Origin of the sequence: Methylobacterium oryzisoli (assembly GCF_046557895.1) — a bacterium.
Taxonomy (GTDB): Bacteria; Pseudomonadota; Alphaproteobacteria; order Rhizobiales; family Beijerinckiaceae; genus Methylobacterium; species Methylobacterium oryzisoli.
Genome location: NZ_JBKIBX010000001.1, coordinates 404,074 through 424,231 on the forward strand (window position 1 = coordinate 404,074; position 20,158 = coordinate 424,231).

General features: G+C 72.4%; 17 protein-coding genes and 1 riboswitch. Of the genes, 4 read left to right on the forward strand and 13 right to left on the reverse strand.

The genetic code is table 11. The features are described from left to right. Nucleotides 1-84 precede the first annotated feature (84 nt). The 4 genes from ACKUB9_RS02010 to carA form a co-directional block, all read right to left on the reverse strand. On the reverse strand, nucleotides 85-1,398 hold the full coding sequence (locus ACKUB9_RS02010) for a flavin monoamine oxidase family protein (protein ID WP_407518968.1): 1,314 nt from the start codon (nucleotides 1,396-1,398) through the stop codon (nucleotides 85-87). A gap of 80 nt (nucleotides 1,399-1,478) precedes the next feature. Continuing rightward, nucleotides 1,479-2,198 (reverse strand): class I SAM-dependent methyltransferase, encoded by a 720-nt coding sequence (locus ACKUB9_RS02015; RefSeq protein ID WP_407518969.1) that lies wholly within the window; start codon nucleotides 2,196-2,198, stop codon nucleotides 1,479-1,481. Between the two features lie 10 nt (nucleotides 2,199-2,208). Next, nucleotides 2,209-2,586, reverse strand: a complete 378-nt coding sequence (locus ACKUB9_RS02020; RefSeq protein ID WP_407519103.1) for a hypothetical protein — start codon at nucleotides 2,584-2,586, stop codon at nucleotides 2,209-2,211. A 416-nt stretch (nucleotides 2,587-3,002) separates the two neighbouring features. Next, entirely contained in the window at nucleotides 3,003-4,220 is a 1,218-nt protein-coding gene (carA, locus tag ACKUB9_RS02025; protein WP_407518970.1) for a glutamine-hydrolyzing carbamoyl-phosphate synthase small subunit, read from the reverse strand. A gap of 162 nt (nucleotides 4,221-4,382) precedes the next feature. Here carA and ACKUB9_RS02030 point away from each other — a divergent pair, with 162 nt between their 5' ends. Beyond that, nucleotides 4,383-4,841 carry a GatB/YqeY domain-containing protein gene (locus ACKUB9_RS02030; RefSeq protein ID WP_407518971.1) on the forward strand — a complete coding sequence of 153 codons (459 nt, stop codon included), beginning with the start codon at nucleotides 4,383-4,385 and terminating at the stop codon, nucleotides 4,839-4,841. 4 nt (nucleotides 4,842-4,845) lie between these two features. Here ACKUB9_RS02030 and ACKUB9_RS02035 read toward each other — a convergent pair whose 3' ends face one another. Together ACKUB9_RS02035 and ACKUB9_RS02040 are read right to left on the reverse strand one after the other, a co-directional pair. Beyond that, nucleotides 4,846-5,925 carry an acyltransferase family protein gene (locus ACKUB9_RS02035; RefSeq protein WP_407518972.1) on the reverse strand — a complete coding sequence of 360 codons (1,080 nt, stop codon included), beginning with the start codon at nucleotides 5,923-5,925 and terminating at the stop codon, nucleotides 4,846-4,848. A 104-nt stretch (nucleotides 5,926-6,029) separates the two neighbouring features. Next, nucleotides 6,030-6,449 carry an HNH endonuclease family protein gene (locus tag ACKUB9_RS02040; protein ID WP_407518973.1) on the reverse strand — a complete coding sequence of 140 codons (420 nt, stop codon included), beginning with the start codon at nucleotides 6,447-6,449 and terminating at the stop codon, nucleotides 6,030-6,032. Nucleotides 6,450-6,537: 88 nt separating this feature from the next. Further along, nucleotides 6,538-6,644, forward strand: a riboswitch (TPP riboswitch). Nucleotides 6,645-6,700: 56 nt separating this feature from the next. On the opposite strand from ACKUB9_RS02040, the gene thiC reads away from it, so the two are divergent. Both thiC and ACKUB9_RS02050 read left to right on the forward strand, forming a co-directional pair. Further along, on the forward strand, nucleotides 6,701-8,599 hold the full coding sequence (gene thiC, locus ACKUB9_RS02045; RefSeq protein WP_407518974.1) for a phosphomethylpyrimidine synthase ThiC: 1,899 nt from the start codon (nucleotides 6,701-6,703) through the stop codon (nucleotides 8,597-8,599). A 516-nt stretch (nucleotides 8,600-9,115) separates the two neighbouring features. Continuing rightward, the gene (locus ACKUB9_RS02050) at nucleotides 9,116-9,493 is read left to right on the forward strand and encodes a hypothetical protein (RefSeq protein ID WP_407518975.1); all 378 of its coding nucleotides are present in this window, start codon (nucleotides 9,116-9,118) and stop codon (nucleotides 9,491-9,493) included. Between the two features lie 75 nt (nucleotides 9,494-9,568). Here the strand turns inward: ACKUB9_RS02050 and ACKUB9_RS02055 are convergent, their stop codons facing one another. From ACKUB9_RS02055 to ACKUB9_RS02070, 4 genes are all read right to left on the reverse strand, one after another. Then, nucleotides 9,569-10,450, reverse strand: coding sequence for a tetratricopeptide repeat protein (locus ACKUB9_RS02055; RefSeq protein ID WP_407518976.1), 882 nt, complete (start codon nucleotides 10,448-10,450; stop codon nucleotides 9,569-9,571). Nucleotides 10,451-10,687: 237 nt separating this feature from the next. Next, nucleotides 10,688-11,791 (reverse strand): 5-(carboxyamino)imidazole ribonucleotide synthase, encoded by a 1,104-nt coding sequence (locus tag ACKUB9_RS02060; RefSeq protein ID WP_407518977.1) that lies wholly within the window; start codon nucleotides 11,789-11,791, stop codon nucleotides 10,688-10,690. Continuing rightward, nucleotides 11,791-12,285, reverse strand: a complete 495-nt coding sequence (purE, locus tag ACKUB9_RS02065) for a 5-(carboxyamino)imidazole ribonucleotide mutase (protein WP_407518978.1) — start codon at nucleotides 12,283-12,285, stop codon at nucleotides 11,791-11,793. Before purE ends, ACKUB9_RS02060 begins: the two co-directional genes overlap by 1 nt. A 117-nt stretch (nucleotides 12,286-12,402) precedes the next feature. Continuing rightward, nucleotides 12,403-12,621, reverse strand: a complete 219-nt coding sequence (locus ACKUB9_RS02070) for a YdcH family protein (RefSeq protein ID WP_407519104.1) — start codon at nucleotides 12,619-12,621, stop codon at nucleotides 12,403-12,405. 195 nt (nucleotides 12,622-12,816) lie between these two features. Here ACKUB9_RS02070 and ACKUB9_RS02075 point away from each other — a divergent pair, with 195 nt between their 5' ends. Next, nucleotides 12,817-13,002: a YdcH family protein gene (locus tag ACKUB9_RS02075; RefSeq protein ID WP_407518979.1), complete on the forward strand. Its 186-nt coding sequence runs from the start codon at nucleotides 12,817-12,819 to the stop codon at nucleotides 13,000-13,002. Between the two features lie 328 nt (nucleotides 13,003-13,330). On the opposite strand, the gene ACKUB9_RS02080 is transcribed toward ACKUB9_RS02075, so the two are convergent. The 3 genes from ACKUB9_RS02080 to ACKUB9_RS02090 form a co-directional block, all read right to left on the reverse strand. Then, nucleotides 13,331-13,801 carry a BLUF domain-containing protein gene (locus ACKUB9_RS02080; RefSeq protein WP_407518980.1) on the reverse strand — a complete coding sequence of 157 codons (471 nt, stop codon included), beginning with the start codon at nucleotides 13,799-13,801 and terminating at the stop codon, nucleotides 13,331-13,333. Nucleotides 13,802-13,914: 113 nt separating this feature from the next. Next, a complete protein-coding gene (locus tag ACKUB9_RS02085; protein WP_407518982.1) occupies nucleotides 13,915-16,293 on the reverse strand; it encodes a bifunctional diguanylate cyclase/phosphodiesterase in 2,379 nt (792 codons plus the stop codon). A 397-nt stretch (nucleotides 16,294-16,690) separates the two neighbouring features. Then, entirely contained in the window at nucleotides 16,691-20,113 is a 3,423-nt protein-coding gene (locus tag ACKUB9_RS02090; protein WP_410825743.1) for an acyl-[ACP]--phospholipid O-acyltransferase, read from the reverse strand. Nucleotides 20,114-20,158: the final 45 nt, after the last annotated feature.

Below are 20,158 nucleotides of genomic sequence, written 5' to 3' on the forward strand. Positions count from 1 at the left end.
TCCTGCCGCCGCCGTAGTCCATATAGGGCGCGGCGCCGCTGCGGCCAGGAGCGAGGGGGGGCGTCGGGCGCGCAGCGCCCGGGTTCAGGCCCCCAGCGCCGCCAAAGCGGCCCTGGCGGCGCGCTCGCCGTCGAGGGTCGCGCCGCCGACCGTCATGGCGCCGCCGCCGGCCGCCGCCTCGCCGGCGAGAAAGAGGCGTCCGCCCACGGGCCGGCGCAGGGCCTCGCGGGCCGGGAGCCGGCCGGGCTTGGCGACCGAGTAGCTGCCGCGGGCGTAGGGGTCGGTCCACCATGCGGCGAGACGCCCGCCGCGCAGGGCGGCCCGGGCCTTCGTGCCGAAGATCGCCGCCACCTCGTCGGCCGCCGCCGCCACGGCCGCAGCCTCGCCCGCCTCGCACAGGGCCCGGGCGCCGTCGCCGCCCGCGTGCAGCACCGCGACCGGGCGCCCGAAGGGCCGGACTTCGAGGTTGGCGGTGAGGCCGGGCTGGCCGGAGCGCACGATGATCGCGTCGCGCAGGTCGATGTCCGCGAGGCGGTCCGGATCGAGGGCGAGCGCCACCTTGGTGTAGGCGCCCATGCCCAGGCCCTCGATCGCCGCCGCGGTCTCGGCCGGGAGGGCGGGCGCGAAGCGGATGCCCTCGGCGGCGAGCACGCCCACCGGCACGGTCACGATGGCGAGCGTGGCGCGCAGGGTGCCGCCCGGCGTGTCGAGGGCGACGCCCGGCCCGCTCCAGTCGATCCGGCTCACCGGCATTCCGGTGCGCACCGGCAGGCCGGCATAGTGGCGCGCCACCAGGGCGCCGTAGCCGTCGACCCAGATGTCGTCGCCCGACCAGAGCTGGTCGTAATCGGCCGCCGAGACCCGCTCCGGCTCCTCCCCGAGCGAGAGGCGGGCGAGCCCCTGCGCGGCGGCCAGCACCGCCGGATCGTCCAGTCCCGCCGCGGCGCGGATCGAGCGGTCCGCCGCGGCCGGGTGCTCCAGGGCCGCGCTCAGGCGCGCGAAGCCGGTGCGGCGGCGCAGGCGGTCGGCATCGCTCGCGGGGGCCCCGTCGAGGAAGACCAGCGGCCAGGGGCCGGTCTCGTTGTCGGTGCGGCGCACGCCGTCCGCGAGCGCGATCGGCTTCCAGGGGTTGCGCTCGGCCCAGTGGATGTATTGCGGGCCGGCGTCGAAGGCCGCCTCCGGCCCGAGCGCCGCATCCGTGAAGGCCCGGCCGCCGATGCGGGGGCGGGCCTCCAGCACCACGACGCTGTGCCCGGTCCGGCGGATCGCCGCGGCCGCCGCCAGTCCGGCCGCGCCCGCCCCCACCACCGCGACCTCGACCTCGGCGGCCGCGCGGGCGCGGCCCGCCAGGGTCAGCGCCGCGGCGCCGGCCAGAAGGGAGCGGCGGGTGAGAGGCATGCAGGGTTCTGACATGCTGGGCCTGAATTTCTGGGCCTGCGATCCGTGAACGACGACAGATCGGCGCAGGCGACCGGGATTCAAGCGGGGCGTGCTGCCTCAGGGTCCTGCACGTGGGCCGTGAAGGCCAGCCGGCCCTGGTTGTGGCCGAGGTTGCGCGGCCGGCGCTCGGCCGCGAAGCCCGCCGCGCGCAGGAGCGCCAGCATGTCGGCCTCCGCGTACTGGCTGAGCCCGAGGCGCTGGCGCAGCGCGCGGTAATCGGAGAGGGCGGTGCGGGCGAGGCCGAGGAGCGCCGCGCCGAGGAAGCCGCCGGTCCCGGCGAAGGCCAGGAGCGCGCGGGCATCCGCGACCGGCCCGAGATCGGGCGGGATCACGTCGGCGAGGACGAGGGCGCCGCCCGGCTTGAGCGTGCGGCGCCACAGGCGCAGGGCCGATTCCAGCTCCGCGCGGGTGAGGTACTGCGCCACCGAATTCGCCACGATGAGGTCGAGGCTCGCGTCGGCCAAGCGCTCCAGCTCCTCGGGCGCCATCACGGCGATGCGCGGCTCGGCGGCGAAGCGGCGGGCCAGGGCCTCGCGCACCCGCGGGGCCGCGTCGCACAGGATCAGCCGGCCGCAGGCCCGCGCGACGCGGTCGGCCGAGAGGGCCTCGCCGCAGCCGTGATCGAGGACCTGCGCGTCCGGGTGGGGCACCAGCGCCGCGATCTCGCGGGCGAGGCCGGCATAGTGCAGCGTGCGGTGCCTGTCGTTGGCGTAGATCGGGTTGTCGCGGTTCCAGAACTCGCGCCAGCTCGCGGTCATGCGCGCGCCGTCAGGCGCCGAGGAGCAGAGCCGTCACCGCGCGGTCGATCGCCATGTAGAACACCGCGAAGGCGACCGCCGCGGCGAGGGCGAACTCCACCGCCTCGTTCGACAGCACCTGCGTGCGGCGCAGGGCCTCGCGGCCGAAATAGGTCGCCGCCCAGCCGAGCGTCAGCACGAGCGGCATCGCGAACAGGAACGACCACGTGCTCTCGACCCGGCCGCTGGTGGGGTCGAGGAGGGGGCGGATGTTGCGCACCCAGGGCGCGTAATGGGCGGCGACCAGCGCCGTGCCCCAGGCCAGCACCGCGGCGACGCCGAGATGGAAGGTGAACGCGCGGTGGAGGCGCGAGAAGGCGTCTGTGGCGATGGTCTGGCGGATGATCACTGGCAAGCCCCGAACGTCTCGTGCCCGCGACGATCGGCGTCGTCTTGGCGGGCGGAACCATTCCGACTTCTCGGTCGGGAGTTCGGGTTTTTTATGACGCGAGGCGAGCCGCGCAGGGAAGAGGGGGATTGCGCACGATGGCGTGACGGGAGGAATAGCCACGCCGTCTCAGGACTTGGCGCGGGGAACCCTTCTCCCGTGCGGGAGAAGGGCAGGGATGAGGGTCCCGGGAGGGTGCCGCAGTGAAGTGCTGAGGGTGGTGGGGGGAGCGGGGCGAGTCAGGATCGGCCACCCACCTCAGTGCTGGTAGCGGCAGCGTTCCGCCTGCTTGCTGCACCCTCCCGGGACCCTCACGCGGGATCTTCGATCCCCTGCCCCTCTCCCGCTCGGGAGAGGGGATCCCGCGCTACCCGTCCCTACGCGGTCGTGCCCTTCGCGTCGCGGATCAGCGAGACGAAGCGGTCGAACAGGTAGTGGCTGTCGCGCGGGCCGGGCGAGGCCTCGGGGTGGTACTGCACCGAAAAAGCCGGCCGGTCGGTGAGGGAGAGCCCGCAATTCGAGCCGTCGAACAGCGAGACGTGGGTCTCGACCGCGCTCTCGGGCAGGCTGGCGGGGTCGACCGCGAAGCCGTGGTTCATCGAGACGATCTCGACCTTGCCGGTGGTCTTGTCCTTCACCGGGTGGTTCGCGCCGTGGTGGCCCTGGCCCATCTTGACCGTGCGGCCCCCGAGCGCGAGGCCCATGAGCTGGTGCCCGAGGCAGATGCCGAAGGTCGGCACCTTGCGCTCCAGGAGGCTGCGGATCACCGGCACGGCGTACTCGCCGGTCGCGGCCGGATCGCCCGGGCCGTTCGACAGGAAGACGCCGTCCGGCTTGAGCGCCAGGATCTCCTCGGCGGTGGCGGTGGCCGGCACCACCGTGACGTCGCAGCCCGCCTGCGTCAGGAGCCGCAGGATGTTGCGCTTCACGCCGTAGTCGATGGCGACGACCCGCAGGCCCTCGCCCGCCGCCCGCGCGCCGTAGCCCTGGCCGAGCTGCCAGACCGTCTCGCCCCAGGCGGTGGTCTCGCGGCTGGTCACCGGCGGCACGAGGTCGAGCCCCTCCATGGTGGGCAGGTCGCGCGCCTTGGCCGTCAGGGCCTCGCGGTCGAAGCGGCCGTCGGGGGAATGGGCGATCATCGCGTTCGGCATGCCGCGGTCGCGGATCAGCGCGGTGAGCGCCCGGGTGTCGACGCCGGTGATGCCGATGATGCCGCGGGCCTTCAGCCACGCGTCGAGGTGGCTCGACGAGCGCCAGTTCGACGGGTTGGTCACCGCCGCGGCGATCACCGCCCCGCGCACGCCCGAGGCCGGCGCCTGGGCGAGGCTTTCCAGATCCTCGTCGTTGGTGCCAACATTGCCGATGTGCGGGAACGTGAAGGTGACGATCTGGCCGGCGTAGGAGGGGTCCGTCAGGATCTCCTGGTAGCCCGTCATCGCGGTGTTGAAGCAGACCTCGCCCGCGGCCTCGCCGGTGGCGCCGATGCCGAAACCTTCGAGGATGGTGCCGTCGGCGAGCACCAGGAGGGCGGTCGCGACCGGTTCGGCCCAGCCGTCGTGCGGCGCATGGGCGCCCGCGGCGTCGTCTTGCAGCATGATCAGGATCTCGCTTATGTCGCGGCGGACGAGACACACGCCCGAGGGCGGTCCGCGCGGGTCCGGCACGGCGTCTTTAAGGGGCGCGGCGCGATCCGGTCAATGTGGGGGCGCCTCGCCCGCCTGCCAAGTTCCTCGGGCTCAACGGAGATTGCGACCATCATGCTGCGGGAACGCCTCACGGCCGAGATGAAGGAGGCCATGAAGGCCGGCGACAAGGCGAAGCTCGCCACCGTCCGGCTGATCCAGGCCGCGCTCAAGGACCGGGACATCGAGGCCCGCGGTCTCGGCAAGGAGCCGCTGGCCGAGGACGACATCCTCGGGCTGCTTCAGAAGATGATCAAGCAGCGCAACGAATCGGCCGCGGTCTACGAGCAGGGCGGGCGCCCGGAGCTCGCCGCCTCGGAGCGCGCCGAGGTGGCGATCATCGAGACCTTCCTGCCCCGGCAGATGGACGAGGCCGAGACGCGGGCGGCGATCCAGGCGGCCATCGCCGAGACCGGCGCGGCCGGCCCCAAGGACATGGGCAAGGTCATCGGCGCCCTGAAGGGCCAGTATGCCGGCCGGATGGACTTCGCGAAGGCGAGCGGCCTCGTGAAGGGGATGCTGGCGGGCGGCTGACCCCTCAGGCGCTGCGCAGGGCTCCGATCTCGGCCCGCGCCGGCCGCGCGTCCGCGATGTGGAAGGCGCGCGGGCGCACGAACAGGAACCGGGCTGGGGTGCGGCGCACCAGCCGCTCCAGGGCGAGCGGGACGAGGACCGCCGCCACCGTCACGACGAGCGAGGCGAGGCCGATATCGGCGATGACGCCCGTCTTGACGAGCGCGATGCGGGTCGCGGCCATCGGCAGGAAGAACGCGAGGTAGATCACGATCGAGCGCTCGCCGACGTGCCGCAGCGCCGCCGTCACCGGGCCGCCGGCCCGGGTGAGCAGGGCGGCGCTCGCCACGATCGCGAGCGCGCCGGCCGTGCCGATGAGGAGGCTCACCACCGGCAGGCTCGCCAGCGTCGGGTGCGCCGGAAGGCCGGTGGGCGCGAAGGCCAGGATTCCGTTGAGCAGCGCCCAGGCGGCGAGCCCGGCGAGCGCGAGGCCCACCCGGGCGCGGGCCGCATCCGCCACGCGGAAGATGCGCTCGGCGAAGAGGGCGCCGCCCAGGAAGTAGACGTAGCGGGCGCAGAACTCGTCGACGAGGAGGATGCCCGTCTCGACCGGCAGGATCTCGATCAGCGCGGCGGCACCGAGCAGCAGCCACCAGGGCACCCGGCGCAGGAGCTTGGTGACCACCGAGAACACCGCCAGCAGGTAGATGAACCACAGCGTCGAGTAGGGCTCCACCAGCGCGTGCGCGAGGTGGGCCGCGAAGGCGCCGGGACCCGCCCCGTCGGTGATCGGCCCGTACTTCACCGCCGACTGGATCAGCGTCCAGAGCAGGTAGAAATAGGCGAAGTGCACCACGCGCCGGTCGCCGAACAGGCGCCAGTCCCGGTCGAGCACCCGCCCGACGAACAGGCCCGAGAGCAGGAAGAAGTCCGGGATGCGAAACGGCTTGGCGAAGGCCACGACCGTGTGCAGGAAGCCCTCGCCGCCCATCGCCTCGCCCACCCCGAGAGTCGAGTGCATCATCACCACGAGGACGATGCAGAGGCCTTTGGCGACATCGACCCAGGCGAGGCGGCCGGGGGCGGGCGGGGCGATGGGGGGCATGGCGGGCTCGCGCGGAAAGCAGTCGCCTCCGGTGTAGCCCGCCACTCGTAAAGACCCGGTCCCGCGCGAGCGCTCGAATCCGCGAGGCTCGCGCAACCTTGCGTTCACCGTGCCTGCCGGCGCGCCTCCCGGCGGTCGCGGGTCAGGCGCGTGGCGGCATGGAAGTCGTCGGGCTTGGTGCGCACCCAGGCGAGGAAGCGGGCGATCTCCGGATCCTCGCGCAGGCGCGCCACGTCGGCGAGGCGCCGGGCGATCTCCGCCTCGCTGTAGCGGGCATGGATCGCCGAATGGCAGATCTGGTGCAGCCGCACCGTCCCGTCGTGAGTGCCGCCCTTGAGCTTCGGCGTGAGGTGATGGCGGCTCTGGCGCGCGCCCGCCGGAATCCGCCGCTCGCAGAGCGGGCAGATCACCGGTGCGGCATGGCCCGGGCCGTGGGTCGTCGGATCGTCATCGCGCCAGCGCCGGCCTCGCCGCCCCACGCCCCGCCTCCCTGGATGCAAGCCGGACGCCCCGGCCCCCGCCATGTGGGAGGCGCCTCCCTCCGCGGCGAGGGGAGGGCGCACTGGCCGGTTCGCCGGCAATTGACAAAGGGGGCCGGGCCGCAGACAGTCCGGGCGTTCCGAGGGGGGCCCCACAGGGGGCTGAGAGTGGGGGCGAACCCCCTGACCCTTGAACCTGATCCGGGTCATACCGGCGGAGGGACGGGAACCACCACGCGCCAATTCCCCCGAACACCGCGGTCCATGTCCGGATCTCCTCCAGCCGGGAGAGATCCATGAACGCCCCCGTCATTCCCCCGAAGGACCTGCCCCCGAAGGGCCTGCCTCAGAGCGTCACGACCGGCCCGATCGCCGGCTCCGTGAAGGCCTATGCGAGCCCGAAAGACCGCCCCGACATCCGGGTCCCGTTCCGCGAGATCGCGCTCAGCGACCCGGCCGAGGCGCCAGTGCGGGTCTACGACCCGTCCGGCCCCTACACGGAGACGGAGGCCCGCGTCGACCTCGCGGGCGGGCTGCCGCAGCTGCGCGCGCCCTGGGTCGCGGCGCGCGGCTACGCCACCGTGACGCCGCGCGCGGTGAAGCCGGAGGATAACGGCTTCGTGCCCGAGGACCGGCTGGTGGCGCCCTGCCCGGCCGAGCGCACCATCCGGCGCGCCGCGCCCGGCCAGATGACCACCCAGTACGAGTTCGCGAAGGCCGGGATCATCACCGAGGAGATGATCTACGTCGCCCACCGCGAGAACCTGGGCCGGCAGGCGATGCTGGAGCAGGCGGAGGCGAAGATCGCCGACGGCGAGAGCTTCGGCGCCGCGCTCCCACCCTTCATCACCCCCGAATTCGTCCGCGACGAGGTGGCGCGCGGGCGGGCCATCATCCCGGCCAACATCAACCACACCGAACTCGAGCCGATGGCGATCGGCCGCAACTTCCTGGTCAAGATCAACGCCAACATCGGCAACTCGGCCGTCACCTCCTCGGCCGCCGAGGAGGTCGAGAAGATGGTCTGGGCGATCCGCTGGGGCGCCGACACCGTCATGGATCTCTCGACGGGCCGCAACATCCACAACATCCGCGGCTGGATCCTGCGCAACGCCCCCGTGCCGATCGGGACCGTGCCGATCTACCAGGCGCTGGAAAAGGTCGGCGGCGATCCGCTCAAGCTCGACTGGGAGGTGTTCAAGGATACGCTGATCGAGCAGGCCGAGCAGGGCGTCGACTACTTCACCATCCACGCGGGCGTGCGGCTCGCGCACGTGCCGCTGACCGCCCGCCGCGTCACCGGCATCGTCTCGCGCGGGGGCTCGATCATGGCGCGCTGGTGCCTCGCCGGGCACCGGGAATCGTTCCTCTACGAGCGGTTCGACGAGATCTGCGACATCATGCGGGCCTACGACGTCTCGTTCTCCCTCGGCGACGGCCTGCGCCCCGGCTCGATCGCGGATGCCAACGACGCGGCGCAGTTCGCCGAGCTGGAGACGCTGGGCGAACTCACCAAGGTGGCCTGGGACAAGGGCTGCCAGGTGATGATCGAGGGCCCCGGCCACGTGCCGATGCACAAGATCAAGGTGAACATGGAGAAGCAGCTTCGCGAATGCGGCGAGGCGCCCTTCTACACGCTCGGCCCGCTGACCACCGACGTGGCGCCCGGCTACGACCACATCACCTCGGGCATCGGCGCGGCGATGATCGGCTGGTTCGGCACCGCGATGCTCTGCTACGTCACGCCGAAGGAGCATCTGGGCCTGCCCAACCGCGACGACGTGAAGACCGGCGTGATCACCTACAAGATCGCCGCCCACGCCGCCGACCTCGCCAAGGGCCACCCGGCCGCGCAGGTCCGCGACGACGCCCTCTCGCGGGCCCGCTTCGACTTCCGCTGGGAGGACCAGTTCAACCTCTCGCTCGACCCCGACACGGCGCGCGCCTACCACGACGAGACGCTGCCCAAGGACGCCCACAAGGTCGCCCACTTCTGCTCGATGTGCGGGCCGAAATTCTGCTCGATGAAGATCACGCAGGACCTGCGGGCGGACGTGCTGGCGATGGAGGCGGCCGGCACGGTCGTTGGCGCCGCGCCCGCGATGAGCGAGGCGGACCGCGAGGCCGGCATGGCGGCGAAATCGGCGGAGTTCCTGGCCGAGGGCGGCAAGCTCTACGTCGACGCCGCCGAGTAGCGGACGAGGCCGGGCGCCGCGGGTCTGCCTGCGGCGCCCTCCCGGGACCCTCACGCGCGACCTTCGATCGCCTGCCCCTCTCCCGCACGGGCTTGCGGATTCACCCTTCGGGTCTGGCACGGTCTCCTCTCCCCGCGTGCGCAGGCCTGTCCGGGGAAAATCCCCGCGCCATCGATTGTCCCGGACAGCCGTGCGCCGATAGGGGCGGGACACGCGTCGCCGGATCGTTGCCGTTGATCCGGCGGACCGTTAGCCGGGCGCGCATAACCTGCGGATCCGGCATGACGCGATGGTGCGGGCAAGGCCCGTCCGGTGGAAATCCATCCGTTCGCGCAACGGCATGGCCGTTCAAGATGCGCCTGTTGCACCATCGCCCCGGCCCGGAGAAAGCGCGATTTTTTCGCGAACCCTTCACGGTTCTTTCACACAACGGCCGGACGGCCGGGCGGGATTAAGGTTCCGGTAGGGACGCGGATGCACTGATCGGGTCCATCGTGATCACCACGGGGACTCCCGATGATCGACATCCGCCCCCTCGCGGCGCCGCCCGGACCGGTGCCGATCGAGCCCGAGCCCCCGCCTTCGCCCGCGCGGAGCCGGCCCGAGCGCGATTCCGCGCCCCTCGACACCGCCGTCACCCTCGACCTCAGTCCGGAGGCGAAGCGCACGATCGCCGAGGGCCGGACCCCGCCGGCCGAGCCCGATCCGTCGCAGGTCCGCATCCGCCGCGATCCCGACACGCGCCTGATGGTCTTTCAGGTGCTCGACCCGGCTTCGGGCTCGATCATCGACCAGTTGCCGACCGAGCAGGCCCTTCGCGCCAAGACCTACGCGCGCGACGTGCAGACCACCCAGGCGACCGCGATCGGCACCACGGTGGCGCGCACCGCCTGAGGCCGGACGCGGGCACGAAAAAACCCCTCGCCCGGGTGGGCGAGGGGTTTCTCTCGTCGCGTCGCTGCCTGAGGATCAGCGGAACAGGGTGGCCATCCCGCCCTGCGACCGCCCGAGGCCCTGGCGCGCGACGGCGTTGTTGGGGTCGATCGCGGTGGCGCGCTGGTAGCTCTCGGTCGCCTCCTGGCGGCGGTTCGAGCGCTCGTAGGCGAGGCCGCGATAGGCCCAGGAATCCGCGTCCTTGTTGTTGACGTTGAGCGCCGCGTTGTAGTCCTCGATCGCCTTGTCGTACTGGTTCGTGGCGATCAGGCTCTGGCCGCGGGCGGCGTAGGGCGCGGCCACGAAGGGGTTGCGGTCGATGGCGGCGTCGAAGTCGCCGATCGCCGCGCGGTGCTGCCCCTGCGCCTGCCGCACCAGCCCGCGGGCGTGGTAGGCCTCGGCCGATTCCGGCGTCAGGCGGATCGCCTGGCTCAGGTCCGAATAGGCGGCCTCGAAGTTGCCCATCGCCCGCTGCACGTTCGCGCGCCCGATATAGGCGGCGCTGTAGTTCGGGTCGGCGCTGATCGCGCGGCTGAAATCCTGCAGCGCCGCGTCGTTGCGGCCCGACTGGCGCTGGGCGAGCGCCCGGTTGCTGTAGGCGGAGGCCGAGTTCGGATCGAGCTGCACCGCCTTGGTGAAGTCGGTGATCGCCTCGCCGTAATTCCCGGCCCGGGCGTAGGCGGCCCCGCGGGTGTTGTAGGCGGCGGCGTCGTTCGGGTTGCGCTGGACCACCTCGGAGAGCGAGGCGATGTTCACGTCGGTGGCGCCGGTTTTGTCCGCGTCGAGCACGGCGAACTGGCGCGTCGCGGTGGCGCGGCCGACGGTATCGCAGCCCGCGAGCGCCAGCGCGCCGAGCGCCGCCACCCCGACCATCACGGCCGTCCCCCTGCCCCGGCGCAGCACGATCGCTCTCTTCATCGCCCCTTCCCCCACGGCGGCAGCGCCGCACGTCCGTCCGTCATTCCTGCAACGGGTTGCACCCGGACCGCCCGCGGGCGCCCGGCTCGCGGAGCACGGTCCCGGATCGCGGTGAACGACGGCTTAAGATGCCTGTGGATTCCGGTTCACCCGGCGATGTGGCGAAGGTGTGGCTATGGCGCCCGCCCGGCTCGCGGGCGCACCCCCTGTGGCGGCGGGGCCTCACTCCGCCGGCTCTCACCCGGGAAGCAGGCGGGTGACGTGCCCCATCTTGCGGCCGGGCCGGGCCTTGCCCTTGCCGTACAGGTGGAGGTGGCTGTCGGGCTCGGCGAGGTAGTCGGGCCAGCGCAGGGCGGCCTCGCCCACGAGGTTCAGCATCTCGATCCGCGCGCCCCCGACCCGATCGGTGGCGCCGAGCGGCCAGCCGCAGATCGCCCGCACGTGCTGGGCGAATTGCGAGGTGAGCGCGCCCTCGATGGTCCAGTGCCCGGAATTGTGGACGCGCGGCGCGATCTCGTTGACGACGACGCCGGCCCGCCCGTCCGGCCCGCGCACCAGGAACATCTCGACCGCCAGCACGCCGACGTAATCCAGCGCCTCGGCGATCCGGCGGGCCACCGCCATCGCCTCCGCGGCAATCTCCGGCTCCATGCCGGGCGCCGGCACCAGGGTGCGGGCCAGGATGTGGTCGCGATGCTCGTTCCCGCAGGGGTCGAAGGCCGCGACGTCGCCCGAGGCCGTGCGGGCGGCCACGACCGAGACCTCGCTCTCGAAGGGCACGAATCCTTCGAGGATGCAGGGCTGGCCGCCGAGCGAGGCCATCACGGCGGCGGGGTCGATGGGCTCGCCCGGCCGCAGCATGCGCTGGCCCTTGCCGTCGTAGCCGAAGCGCCGGGTCTTGAGCACCGCCGGCAGGCCGAGATCGGCCATGGCGGCGGAAAGGCCCTGCGCGTCGTCCACGGCCCGGAACGGCGCCGTGGGAATGCCGAGGCCGGCCACGAAGCTCTTTTCGGTCAGCCGGTCCTGCGTGGTGGCGAGCGCATCGGCGCTCGGGTGGAGCGGGCGGATGCCGGCCAGGACCTCGGCGGTGCGGCGCGGGATGTTCTCGAACTCGTACGTGACCACGTCGACGCGAGCCGCGAAGGCCGCGAGCGCCGCCTCGTCGTCGTAGGCCGCCACCGTGGTGCTGCCCGCGACGTCGAAGGCCGGGCTGTCCGGGTCCGGGGCGTAGACGTGCACCTTGAGACCGTACTGCGCGGCCGCGACGGCGATCATGCGGCCGAGCTGGCCGCCACCGAGGATGCCGACCGTCGCGCCGGGCTTGAGAGGGGAGGGGGCCATCACGCGGACCGGTCGGGCCGTTCGGCGACCGCCTCGCTCTGGCGGGCGCGCCACGCGTCGAGCCGGCCCGCGAGATCGGGATCGTGCAGCGCCAGCACGGCGGCGGCGAGCAGCGCGGCGTTGACGGCCCCGGCCCGGCCGATCGCCAGGGTGCCGACCGGGATGCCGGCCGGCATCTGCACGATCGACAGCAGGCTGTCCTGCCCCGAGAGCGCCTTGGACTCGACCGGCACGCCGAAGACCGGGAGCGGCGTCAGGGCGGCCACCATCCCGGGCAGGTGCGCGGCTCCGCCCGCCCCCGCGATCACCACCCGGAACCCGGCCTCCCGCGCCCCCTTGGCGAAGGCGACGAGCCGGTCCGGCGTGCGGTGGGCCGAGACGATGCGGGCGTCGTACGGGATGTCGAGCGCGTCGAGGGTCTCGGCCGCGTGGCGCATCGTGGCCCAGTCCGACTGGCTGCCCATGATGACCGCGACCGGGGGCGATGCCGTCATGGTCGAGCCTTCAGCGTTGAGGGGTTGCACGGCGGACCGCCGGCCCGCCCGCCCGCACTACCCGCGCGGCCCCGCGCCCGCAACCGCCCGATGGTCGCCCCCAGGCGATGGCCGCCCTCAGGCGATGATGTCGGGCGTGAGCTGATCTTCCAGGAAGCTGATGCGGTCGCGCAGGACGAGCTTGCGCTTCTTGAGGCGCTGGATCTGCAGCCGGTCGCCGCCGGTGAGCTGCGTCAGCGCCTCGATCGCGTCGTCGAGGTCGCGATGCTCCTCCCGCAGCCGCGCCAGCTCGGCCTCGTACTCGGCCGCCGATTCAGCACTCAACTCGAACGCCATCATCGCCCTTCCCGACGCGTGCCGGGAGCATGCGCCAGCCGCCTGATTCCAGCAAGCGTGAAGCTTGAGGTGACTCTCCGCCACCCTCCCGCGGAACCGCTGCGTTCGTGCACCGCAGCAACGATTTGCCTTCGACAGGCGCCACGGTCTGTGGCAGGCTACGTAAATCGCAACCAAAACAGGAGGACTCGGCTGATGTCGCTGCAAACGCATCTGTCCGAACTCGAGCGCAAGCACGAGGCGCTCGAGCGCGAAATCCAGGACGCGATCTCCCACCCCTCGACCGACGATCTGCGCATCGTCGAACTCAAGCGACGCAAGCTTCACCTCAAGGACGAGATCAACCGCCTCCGCACCGGCTCCACGAGAGTCGTGCATTAGGCAGGCCCTGCCGGGTGGCGGGACGCGCCGAAGCGGCGCGACGCTGCGGTCGGCCGCCCCCCACGCCCGTCCACCGGATCGTCCGGACAGCACGCGGCGTCTCCCGGCATCACGGTCCGGTCCACTCGTTTCCAGCGTATTGACACGTCATCGCGCCGCGCCGCCCTGCATCGGGCGGCTGTGCGGCGCATGAATCATATATTCGTTGGCTGTTCCTCTTCGTCACGCCCGTGACGGACGCGGGCCGCAGCGGCGGACCTGCGCCTTGATCCACGACGGATGGCCTGCCCGGGTTTGCCCGGGCAGGTCGGTCGCGCCCGTCCGCTCGTCAGGCGACGATCGCGGCCGCCTCGCTCGCGCGGAACGCCGCACGGCCGCGCGCGGCCACGAGCAGCGAGCGCATCAGGTCCACCGTCGCCTGCGCGCAGGCGGCATCGGTCGCGAAGTCCCGCATCGCGTCCCGCGAGGGCAGGAGGGCTTCGAGGTCGTGATCGAGGGTGATCGGCGCCATCGCCCATTCGGCGAACAGCCGCTGCTCGATCGGCACGAGTTCGATCAATTCGACGCGGCGGTGCCGCAGGTCGCAGCAGATCCGCTCGAAGGTGGTCTCGATCGCCGGGAGCGAGCCCTCCAGCACCTGCAGGAAGACGCCGTGCGCCTGCAGGAGGGATCCGGTGAGCCCGTCGGCGGCGTTGCGCCGCTGCGAGGTCGCGACGATCTCGCCGAGATGCTGGCGGATCGTCGCCTCGCTGCCGACCATGGCGATGTCGCTGCGGTAGAGGAGTCGGTGAAGCGTCATGCCGGCTGTTTCCTCAGAGCATCGTCCGACGAGGAGGAGCCCGGTCCGTCGCGGAGCATGCGGCAGGATCGAAGGGCTGGGGGAGGCTGGCCGCTCGCGCCGGAGCGGCTGTCCTAGGCCGTGGCGGCGAGGGGATGGGTGTCGCGAAACAGGGCGGCGATGCGGGCCGCCGGCACCGGCCGGCTGATCAGGTAGCCCTGGATCTGGTCGCAGCCCTCGTCCGCGATGAAGCGGGATTGCTGGTCGGTCTCGACGCCCTCGGCCGTCGTCTTGATGCCGAGGCTCGACCCGAGCGTCGCGATGGCCCGGACGATCGCGGCGCTGTCGCGGTCGTCCGGGACCCGGCGCACGAAGGACTGGTCGATCTTGATCTTGTCGAACGGGAACCGGTGCAGGGTGCTGAGGCTCGAATAGCCGGTGCCGAAATCGTCCATCGAGATGCGGATGCCCTCCGCCCGCAGCTCGCGCAGGACCGCGAAGGCGCGCTCCTCGTCCTGCATCAGGGTGCCCTCGGTGATCTCGATCTCCAGGCGCGAGCCCGGCAGGCCCGTCTCGGCCAGGATGCCCCGGATCATCGCGACGATCCGGGGCTCGCGCACCTGCACGGGCGAGAGGTTGACCGCCACCGTGAGGCTGTCCGGCCAGGTCCGCGCCTCGGCGCAGGCCGTGCGCAGCACCCATTCGCCGATCGCGTTGATCAGCCCGGTCTCTTCCGCGAGCGGGATGAACTGCGCGGGCGAGACGAGGCCGCGCTTGGGATGGTGCCAGCGGATCAGGGCCTCGGCCCCGTCGTAGCGCCCGCTCTGCGCGTCGACCTGCGGCTGGTAGTGGAGTTCGAATTCCTGCCGGGCGATGGCGCCGCGCAGGTCGAGCTCGAGGGTGCGGCGGGCCTGCATGCGGGCGTTCATGCCGTCCTCGAACATCCGGTAGCCGCCGCGGCCGTCCTCCTTGGCCCCGTAGAGGGCGAGGTCGGCGTTGCGCATGAGCTGCTCCGGCGTGGCCCCGTCGTTGGGCGCGAGCGCGATCCCGATGCTGGTGCCGACGTTGAGGATGTGCCCGTCGATCAGGAAGGGCCGGGTGAGGATGTCGATCACCCGCTCGGCGACCGGCTGGATCGCCCCGAGGTCGGTGGCGCCGGACTTGAGGATGGCGAACTCGTCGCCGCCGAGCCGCGCCACCAAGTCTCCGTCGCGCACCACCCGCTGCAGGCGCTGGGCCGCCCGGCGCAGCAGCTCGTCGCCCATGCCGTGGCCGAGCGTGTCGTTGACGATCTTGAAGCGGTCGAGGTCGAGGGTGAGGAGCGCGAAGGCCGCATCCTCGGCCCGCCGCGAGGCGTACCGCTCGGCCAGCGCGGTGTTGAACTGGAGCCGGTTGGGGAGGCCGGTGAGCGTGTCGTGATGGGCGAGGCGGTGCATCGCCGCCTCGGCGCGCAGGCGCTCGCGCTGGTCACGCACGGCGACGACGCGGTGCGGCTTGCCCTCGATGGCGATGGCCTGCGCGATCACCCGGACCGGAACCGCGCCCTCGCTCGCTCCCGCTCCTGACAGGAGCGCGTCCGCCTCGTGCGTGAACGGGATCTCGGCCGCCGACAGGCCGGGGAGCAGCGCGGCGAGGGGGCGGCCGATCACCGCGTCGCGGCTCAGGCCCAGCACCCGCTCCAGGCTGCGGTTGACCCCGGTCACGGTGTCGCCGTCGCAGATCAGCAGGCCCTCCACGGCGATATCGGCGAGGTCGCGCAGGCGCTGGCTCTCGGCGGCGCGGCGGCGGCGGGCGAGGACGTGCAGCCGCAGCGCCATCAGCGCCGCGCCCAGGATCGCGAAGGCGACGTTGGCGGTGAGGATGGTCAGCACCGTCGCGTCGAGCGTGCGGCCCGGGAGGCCGATGCGCGGATCGTAGACCAGCGTGACCGCGCTCATGCCGACGAAGTGCGTCACGCACACCCCCAGCAGCAGCGCCACCGGGGCGAGGTTGTGCAGCCGGGGCCGGGGCGAGAGCGCGAGCAGCGCCGAGACCACCGCGAGCGCCGTCCCGACCACCACCGAGACGGCGACCGCCCCGGAATCCCAGGCGAGCGTGCCCTGAATGCGGTAGCCGCTCATGCCGGTGTAGTGCATCGCCGAGATCGCGAGGCCGACGAGCGCCCCCCCGAGGATCCGCCATGGCACGCTCCGGCCGACGAGGGCCGCCGCGAAGCCCGCCCCCACGACCGCGACCGCGATCAGGAACGACGTGGCGGTGGTCAGGATGTCGAAGCCGAACGCGGTCCCGGGCTCGTAGGCCAGCATGGCGATGAAGTGCGTGGCCCAGATGGCCGAACTCGTCGTCAGCACCCCGGCGGTGGCCCAGCCCGCGCGCTGCCGCCAGTCCGCGCACCGGAAGGCCTGCCGGCCGAGCGCGAAGGTGGAGTAGCAGCCGAGTGCGCAGATCAGGGCGGCGACCGCGACCAGACGCAGATCGTGCTGCTGCGTGAGGCAGGTCATGAGGGCGGTCATCGGCGGGATCTCGCGCGGAAGACGCGGCCGGCACGCCCGGACGAGCGGGTGCGAAGGCGCGACGGAGCTGACCTGCCCACCATGATCCGCGCTGATTTAACGTGACGTTATCGTCGGATTCCTAATCTATGACATTAACTTGGATGTATACTGCTGTATCCGGGTAGTCTCGCTGCGTATCGGAACGATACGGGCCTCAGTGGAAATTCTTCATTCGAGCTGACGGACAGGCTCGGGAAGTGCGTCCGATCGCGTTGCATGGGCTGGGCGGTGCGATTTCTGCCGTGTGCGGACCCGGACTCGTCCGGCGGCGTCGGGACTTCAGGCACACCTGCGGAAGCTTCGCCCCGGCGACTGGCCGGGGCGATCCGCCGGGGCGGGAGATCGGCGGGCCGGGCTACTCGGCCGCAGCCGCCGGCAGGCTGGCTCTCTCGCGCGCCACCTGCGTGACGCCCGCGAAGTCGGTCTTGCCCGAGCCGAGCTGCGGCAATTTGTCGACGACCACGATCTCGGCCGGGACCATCAGCTCGCTCATGCCCCGGCCGCGGGCATGGGCCTGGAACGCGGCCCGGGCCGCGTCGCGTCGCTCGGTCACTCGGACCAGCCGCTCGCCCTTGCGGGGGTCGGGCACCGCCGCCACGGCGGAGGCCGCGTCGGGCCACAGCTCGGCGGCGGCGGCCTCCACGGCGGCGAGCGAGATCATCTCGCCGCCGATCTTGGCGAAGCGCTTGGCGCGGCCCTGGATGGTGATGAAGCCCTCCGGGTCGATCGTCACGATGTCGCCGGTGTCGTGCCAGCCCTCCGCGGGCGGCTCCAGCACGCCCGGCTTCTCGGCCCGCAGGTAGCCCAGCATCACGTTGGGGCCGCGCACGTACAGGCGCCCGCCCTCCGGCACGCCGGGCACGGGTTCGAGCCGCGCCTCCATGCCGGGCATGATCCGCCCCACCGTGCCGAAGCGGTTGAACATCGGCGTGTTGAGGGCGAGCACCGGCGCGGTCTCGGTGACCCCGTAGCCTTCGAGGATGCGCAGGCCGAATTTTTCCGCGTAGGTCTTGCGGGTGGCGGCCTTCACCGGTTCGGCGCCCGCCAGGATGTAGCGCAGGGAGCGGAAGTCGTAGGGGTGCGCGGCGCGGGCGTAGCCCGTCAGGAAGGTGTCGGTGCCGAACAGGATGGTGGCGTTCGAGCCGTAGACCAGCTCGGGCACGATCCGGTAGTGCAGCGGCGACGGGTAGAGGTAGATCGGCACGCCCGAGACCAGCGGCAGCACCAGCCCCACGGTGAGCCCGAAGGAGTGGAACACCGGCAGCACGTTGAAGACCTTGTCGGTGCGGCCGAAATCGATGCGGGCCTGGGCCTGCGCGGCGTTCGCCAGCATGTTGCGGTGGGAGAGCACCACGCCCTTCGGCAGGCCCTCGCTGCCAGAGGTGAACAGGATCGCGGCCGGATCGTCGGGGCGGCGCAGGGCGCGCGCCCGGCGCCAGTTGAGGAAGCCGTCGATCTTGTCGAGGAGCCCCACGCCCGCGCGCACGTCCTCCAGGTAGACGATGCGCAGGCTCTGCGAGAGGCCGGCCACCAGCGCGTCGAGCCGCCCCTTCTCCACGAAGGCCCGCGAGGTGACGATGGCCTCGACCTCCGCGGCGCGGCAGGCGCTCAGGATGTTGGCCGCGCCCGCCGTGAAGTTGATCATCGCCGGCACGCGCCCGGCCGACATCAGGCCGAGGATCGCGACGGCGGCGCCGTTGGCGTTGGGCAGCATCACCCCGACCGCGCGGCCGGCCGGCGCCAGCGGCGCCAGCTTGCCGCCCAGCACCCGGGCGCCCACGAGGAGCCGGTGGTAGCTGAGCCGGCCGGTGACCGGATCCTCGACGGCGATGCGGCGCGCGCCCTCGCGCCCGGCCGCCTCGACCACGGCGCGGAAGACCGTGCGGTCGGTCGGCGCGGTGCGGAAGATCAGGTCCGACATGATCCCGTAGAGCGCCGCGCCCGCGGCCTGCCGGCGCTGCTTGCCCTTGAGCGCCGGATCGACCGAGAGGCGCACCGGTTCGAGGACCGTCACGGTGATCTTCGGCCACCATTGCCGGCGCACCTGCGCCCGGGAGAGGCGCGAGAACTGGGTGCGCTCCGGCCCGTCGATCTTCACCGGCACCACCATCGCCCCCGACTTGTCGGCGATGAGGCCCGCCCCGTCGTAGACCTTCATCAGGCTGCCGGTCACGGTGAGGCGCCCCTCGGGGAAGATGATCAGGGTGTCGCCGCCCTTGACCGCGTTGATGAGCCGGCGCGTCGCCATCGGCTTGGTGGGATCGAGCGGCAGCGCCCGGGTGAGCCACAGGAAGGGCTTCACCCACCATCTCTGCGCGATGCCGTGGTCGATCGCGAAGGTGGGCTCGCGCTCGGTGAGCGTGAGGGCGAGGCCGCCGTCGAGGAAGCTCACGTGGTTCAGCGCGATGATGGCGTTGGGGCCGGCCTTGTCGAGGTTTTCCAGGCCCCGCACCTCCATGCGGTAGAAGGCGCGGAACAGGATCGACAGGAAGTCCCGGAAGGCGCTCGTCGGCAGCACGGCGAGGATCGCGACGCCGGCCGCCAAGTTGGCGAGCGCCACGACGACGAACAGCCCGGCGCCCGAGAGCCCGGCCCGCTGCAGGCCGGCGATCAGCACCGCCCCCAGCACGATCAGGCCGGCCGAGAGCACGTTGGCGGCGGCGATCACCCGCGCGCGGCGCTCCTTGGGCGTCCAGGCCTGGAGCGCCGCGAAGGAGGGCACGATGAACAGGCCGGCGGCGGCGGCGAGCAGCGCGAAATCGACGGCGATGCGCAGGCCGTGCAGGCTCGCCAGGAAGGCGCCGGCCGAGAGCGGCGCGGCGGGCGGCACCGTCGTGGCGGCGCAATAGGCGAGGTCGAGGGAGACGAAGCCCATGACCAGCGCGGCGATCGGGGTGGGCAGGAGCACGATCCGCCCGGCGCAGAGCCAAGAGGCGAGGCCCGACCCCACCGCCACGCCGACCGAGAACAGCGCGAGCATGGCGGTCACGACGCTCTCGTCGCCGCCGAAGCTGCCCTTCACCACGGCCGGCAGCAGCGCGAGCACCACCGCGCCGATGAGCCAGAACCAGCTCGTGATCAGGCCGGTGCGCCACAGGCGGGTGTCGGCGTAGAGGTCGCGCACGAGGCCCACCGTCGAGCGCAGCACGTTGCGGTCGACGTAGAGGTCGGGCGCCGCCTCGCCGGTGGGCGGGATGAGCAGGCTCGCCGCCCAGCACAGCACCGCGAAGCCGACCACCAGGGCGCCGAAGAGCGGGGCGCCGCCATGCGTGGCCGCGAGGCCCCCGGCGATGGTGCCCCCGAGGATCGCCAGGAAGGTCGCCGCCTCGATGAGCGCGTTGCCGGCGGGCAGCTCGGACCGCACCAGATGATCGGGCAGGATGCCGTACTTGATCGGCCCGAACAGGGCCGCGATGGCCCCGAACATCACCAGCGCCACGAACAGGATCGGCACGGAGGCGAGCCAGAAGCCCAGCACCGCCACGCAGGCGGCCCCGATCTCCGCCGCCTTGAGGCGGCGCGTGAGCCACGCCTTGTCGTGCCGGTCGGCGAGTTCGCCCCCGAGCCCGGAGAGGAAGAAGAAGGGCGCGATGAAGGCCGCGCCCGCGAGCGTGACCAGGGCCGCCGACCCGCCGTCCACGGCGCCGCCCGCGCCCCCGACCCCGAACAGGATCAGGAACACCAGCGCGTTCTTGAGGAAGTTGTCGTTGAAGGCGGAGAAGAACTGGCACCAGAACAGCGGCGCGAAGCGCCGGGTGGCCATCAGCGATCCGGACATGGTCTGTCTGACCCCTCGTCGGTGGCGGGACGCCGCGCAGGGCCG

Excerpts from the sequence above, each read along its gene's own strand:
- ACKUB9_RS02010 (WP_407518968.1), bottom strand. The coding sequence starts at position 1,398 with ATGCCTCTCACCCGCCGCTCCCTTCTGGCCGGCGCCGCGGCGCTGACC.
- ACKUB9_RS02015 (WP_407518969.1), bottom strand. The coding sequence starts at position 2,198 with ATGACCGCGAGCTGGCGCGAGTTCTGGAACCGCGACAACCCGATCTAC.
- carA (WP_407518970.1), bottom strand. The coding sequence starts at position 4,220 with ATGCTGCAAGACGACGCCGCGGGCGCCCATGCGCCGCACGACGGCTGG.
- ACKUB9_RS02030 (WP_407518971.1), top strand. The coding sequence starts at position 4,383 with ATGCTGCGGGAACGCCTCACGGCCGAGATGAAGGAGGCCATGAAGGCC.
- ACKUB9_RS02035 (WP_407518972.1), bottom strand. The coding sequence starts at position 5,925 with ATGCCCCCCATCGCCCCGCCCGCCCCCGGCCGCCTCGCCTGGGTCGAT.
- ACKUB9_RS02040 (WP_407518973.1), bottom strand. The coding sequence starts at position 6,449 with ATGGCGGGGGCCGGGGCGTCCGGCTTGCATCCAGGGAGGCGGGGCGTG.
- thiC (WP_407518974.1), top strand. The coding sequence starts at position 6,701 with ATGAACGCCCCCGTCATTCCCCCGAAGGACCTGCCCCCGAAGGGCCTG.
- ACKUB9_RS02050 (WP_407518975.1), top strand. The coding sequence starts at position 9,116 with ATGATCGACATCCGCCCCCTCGCGGCGCCGCCCGGACCGGTGCCGATC.
- ACKUB9_RS02055 (WP_407518976.1), bottom strand. The coding sequence starts at position 10,450 with ATGAAGAGAGCGATCGTGCTGCGCCGGGGCAGGGGGACGGCCGTGATG.
- ACKUB9_RS02060 (WP_407518977.1), bottom strand. The coding sequence starts at position 11,791 with ATGGCCCCCTCCCCTCTCAAGCCCGGCGCGACGGTCGGCATCCTCGGT.
- purE (WP_407518978.1), bottom strand. The coding sequence starts at position 12,285 with ATGACGGCATCGCCCCCGGTCGCGGTCATCATGGGCAGCCAGTCGGAC.
- ACKUB9_RS02070 (WP_407519104.1), bottom strand. The coding sequence starts at position 12,621 with ATGGCGTTCGAGTTGAGTGCTGAATCGGCGGCCGAGTACGAGGCCGAG.
- ACKUB9_RS02075 (WP_407518979.1), top strand. The coding sequence starts at position 12,817 with ATGTCGCTGCAAACGCATCTGTCCGAACTCGAGCGCAAGCACGAGGCG.
- ACKUB9_RS02080 (WP_407518980.1), bottom strand. The coding sequence starts at position 13,801 with ATGACGCTTCACCGACTCCTCTACCGCAGCGACATCGCCATGGTCGGC.
- ACKUB9_RS02085 (WP_407518982.1), bottom strand. The coding sequence starts at position 16,293 with ATGACCGCCCTCATGACCTGCCTCACGCAGCAGCACGATCTGCGTCTG.
- ACKUB9_RS02090 (WP_410825743.1), bottom strand. The coding sequence starts at position 20,113 with ATGTCCGGATCGCTGATGGCCACCCGGCGCTTCGCGCCGCTGTTCTGG.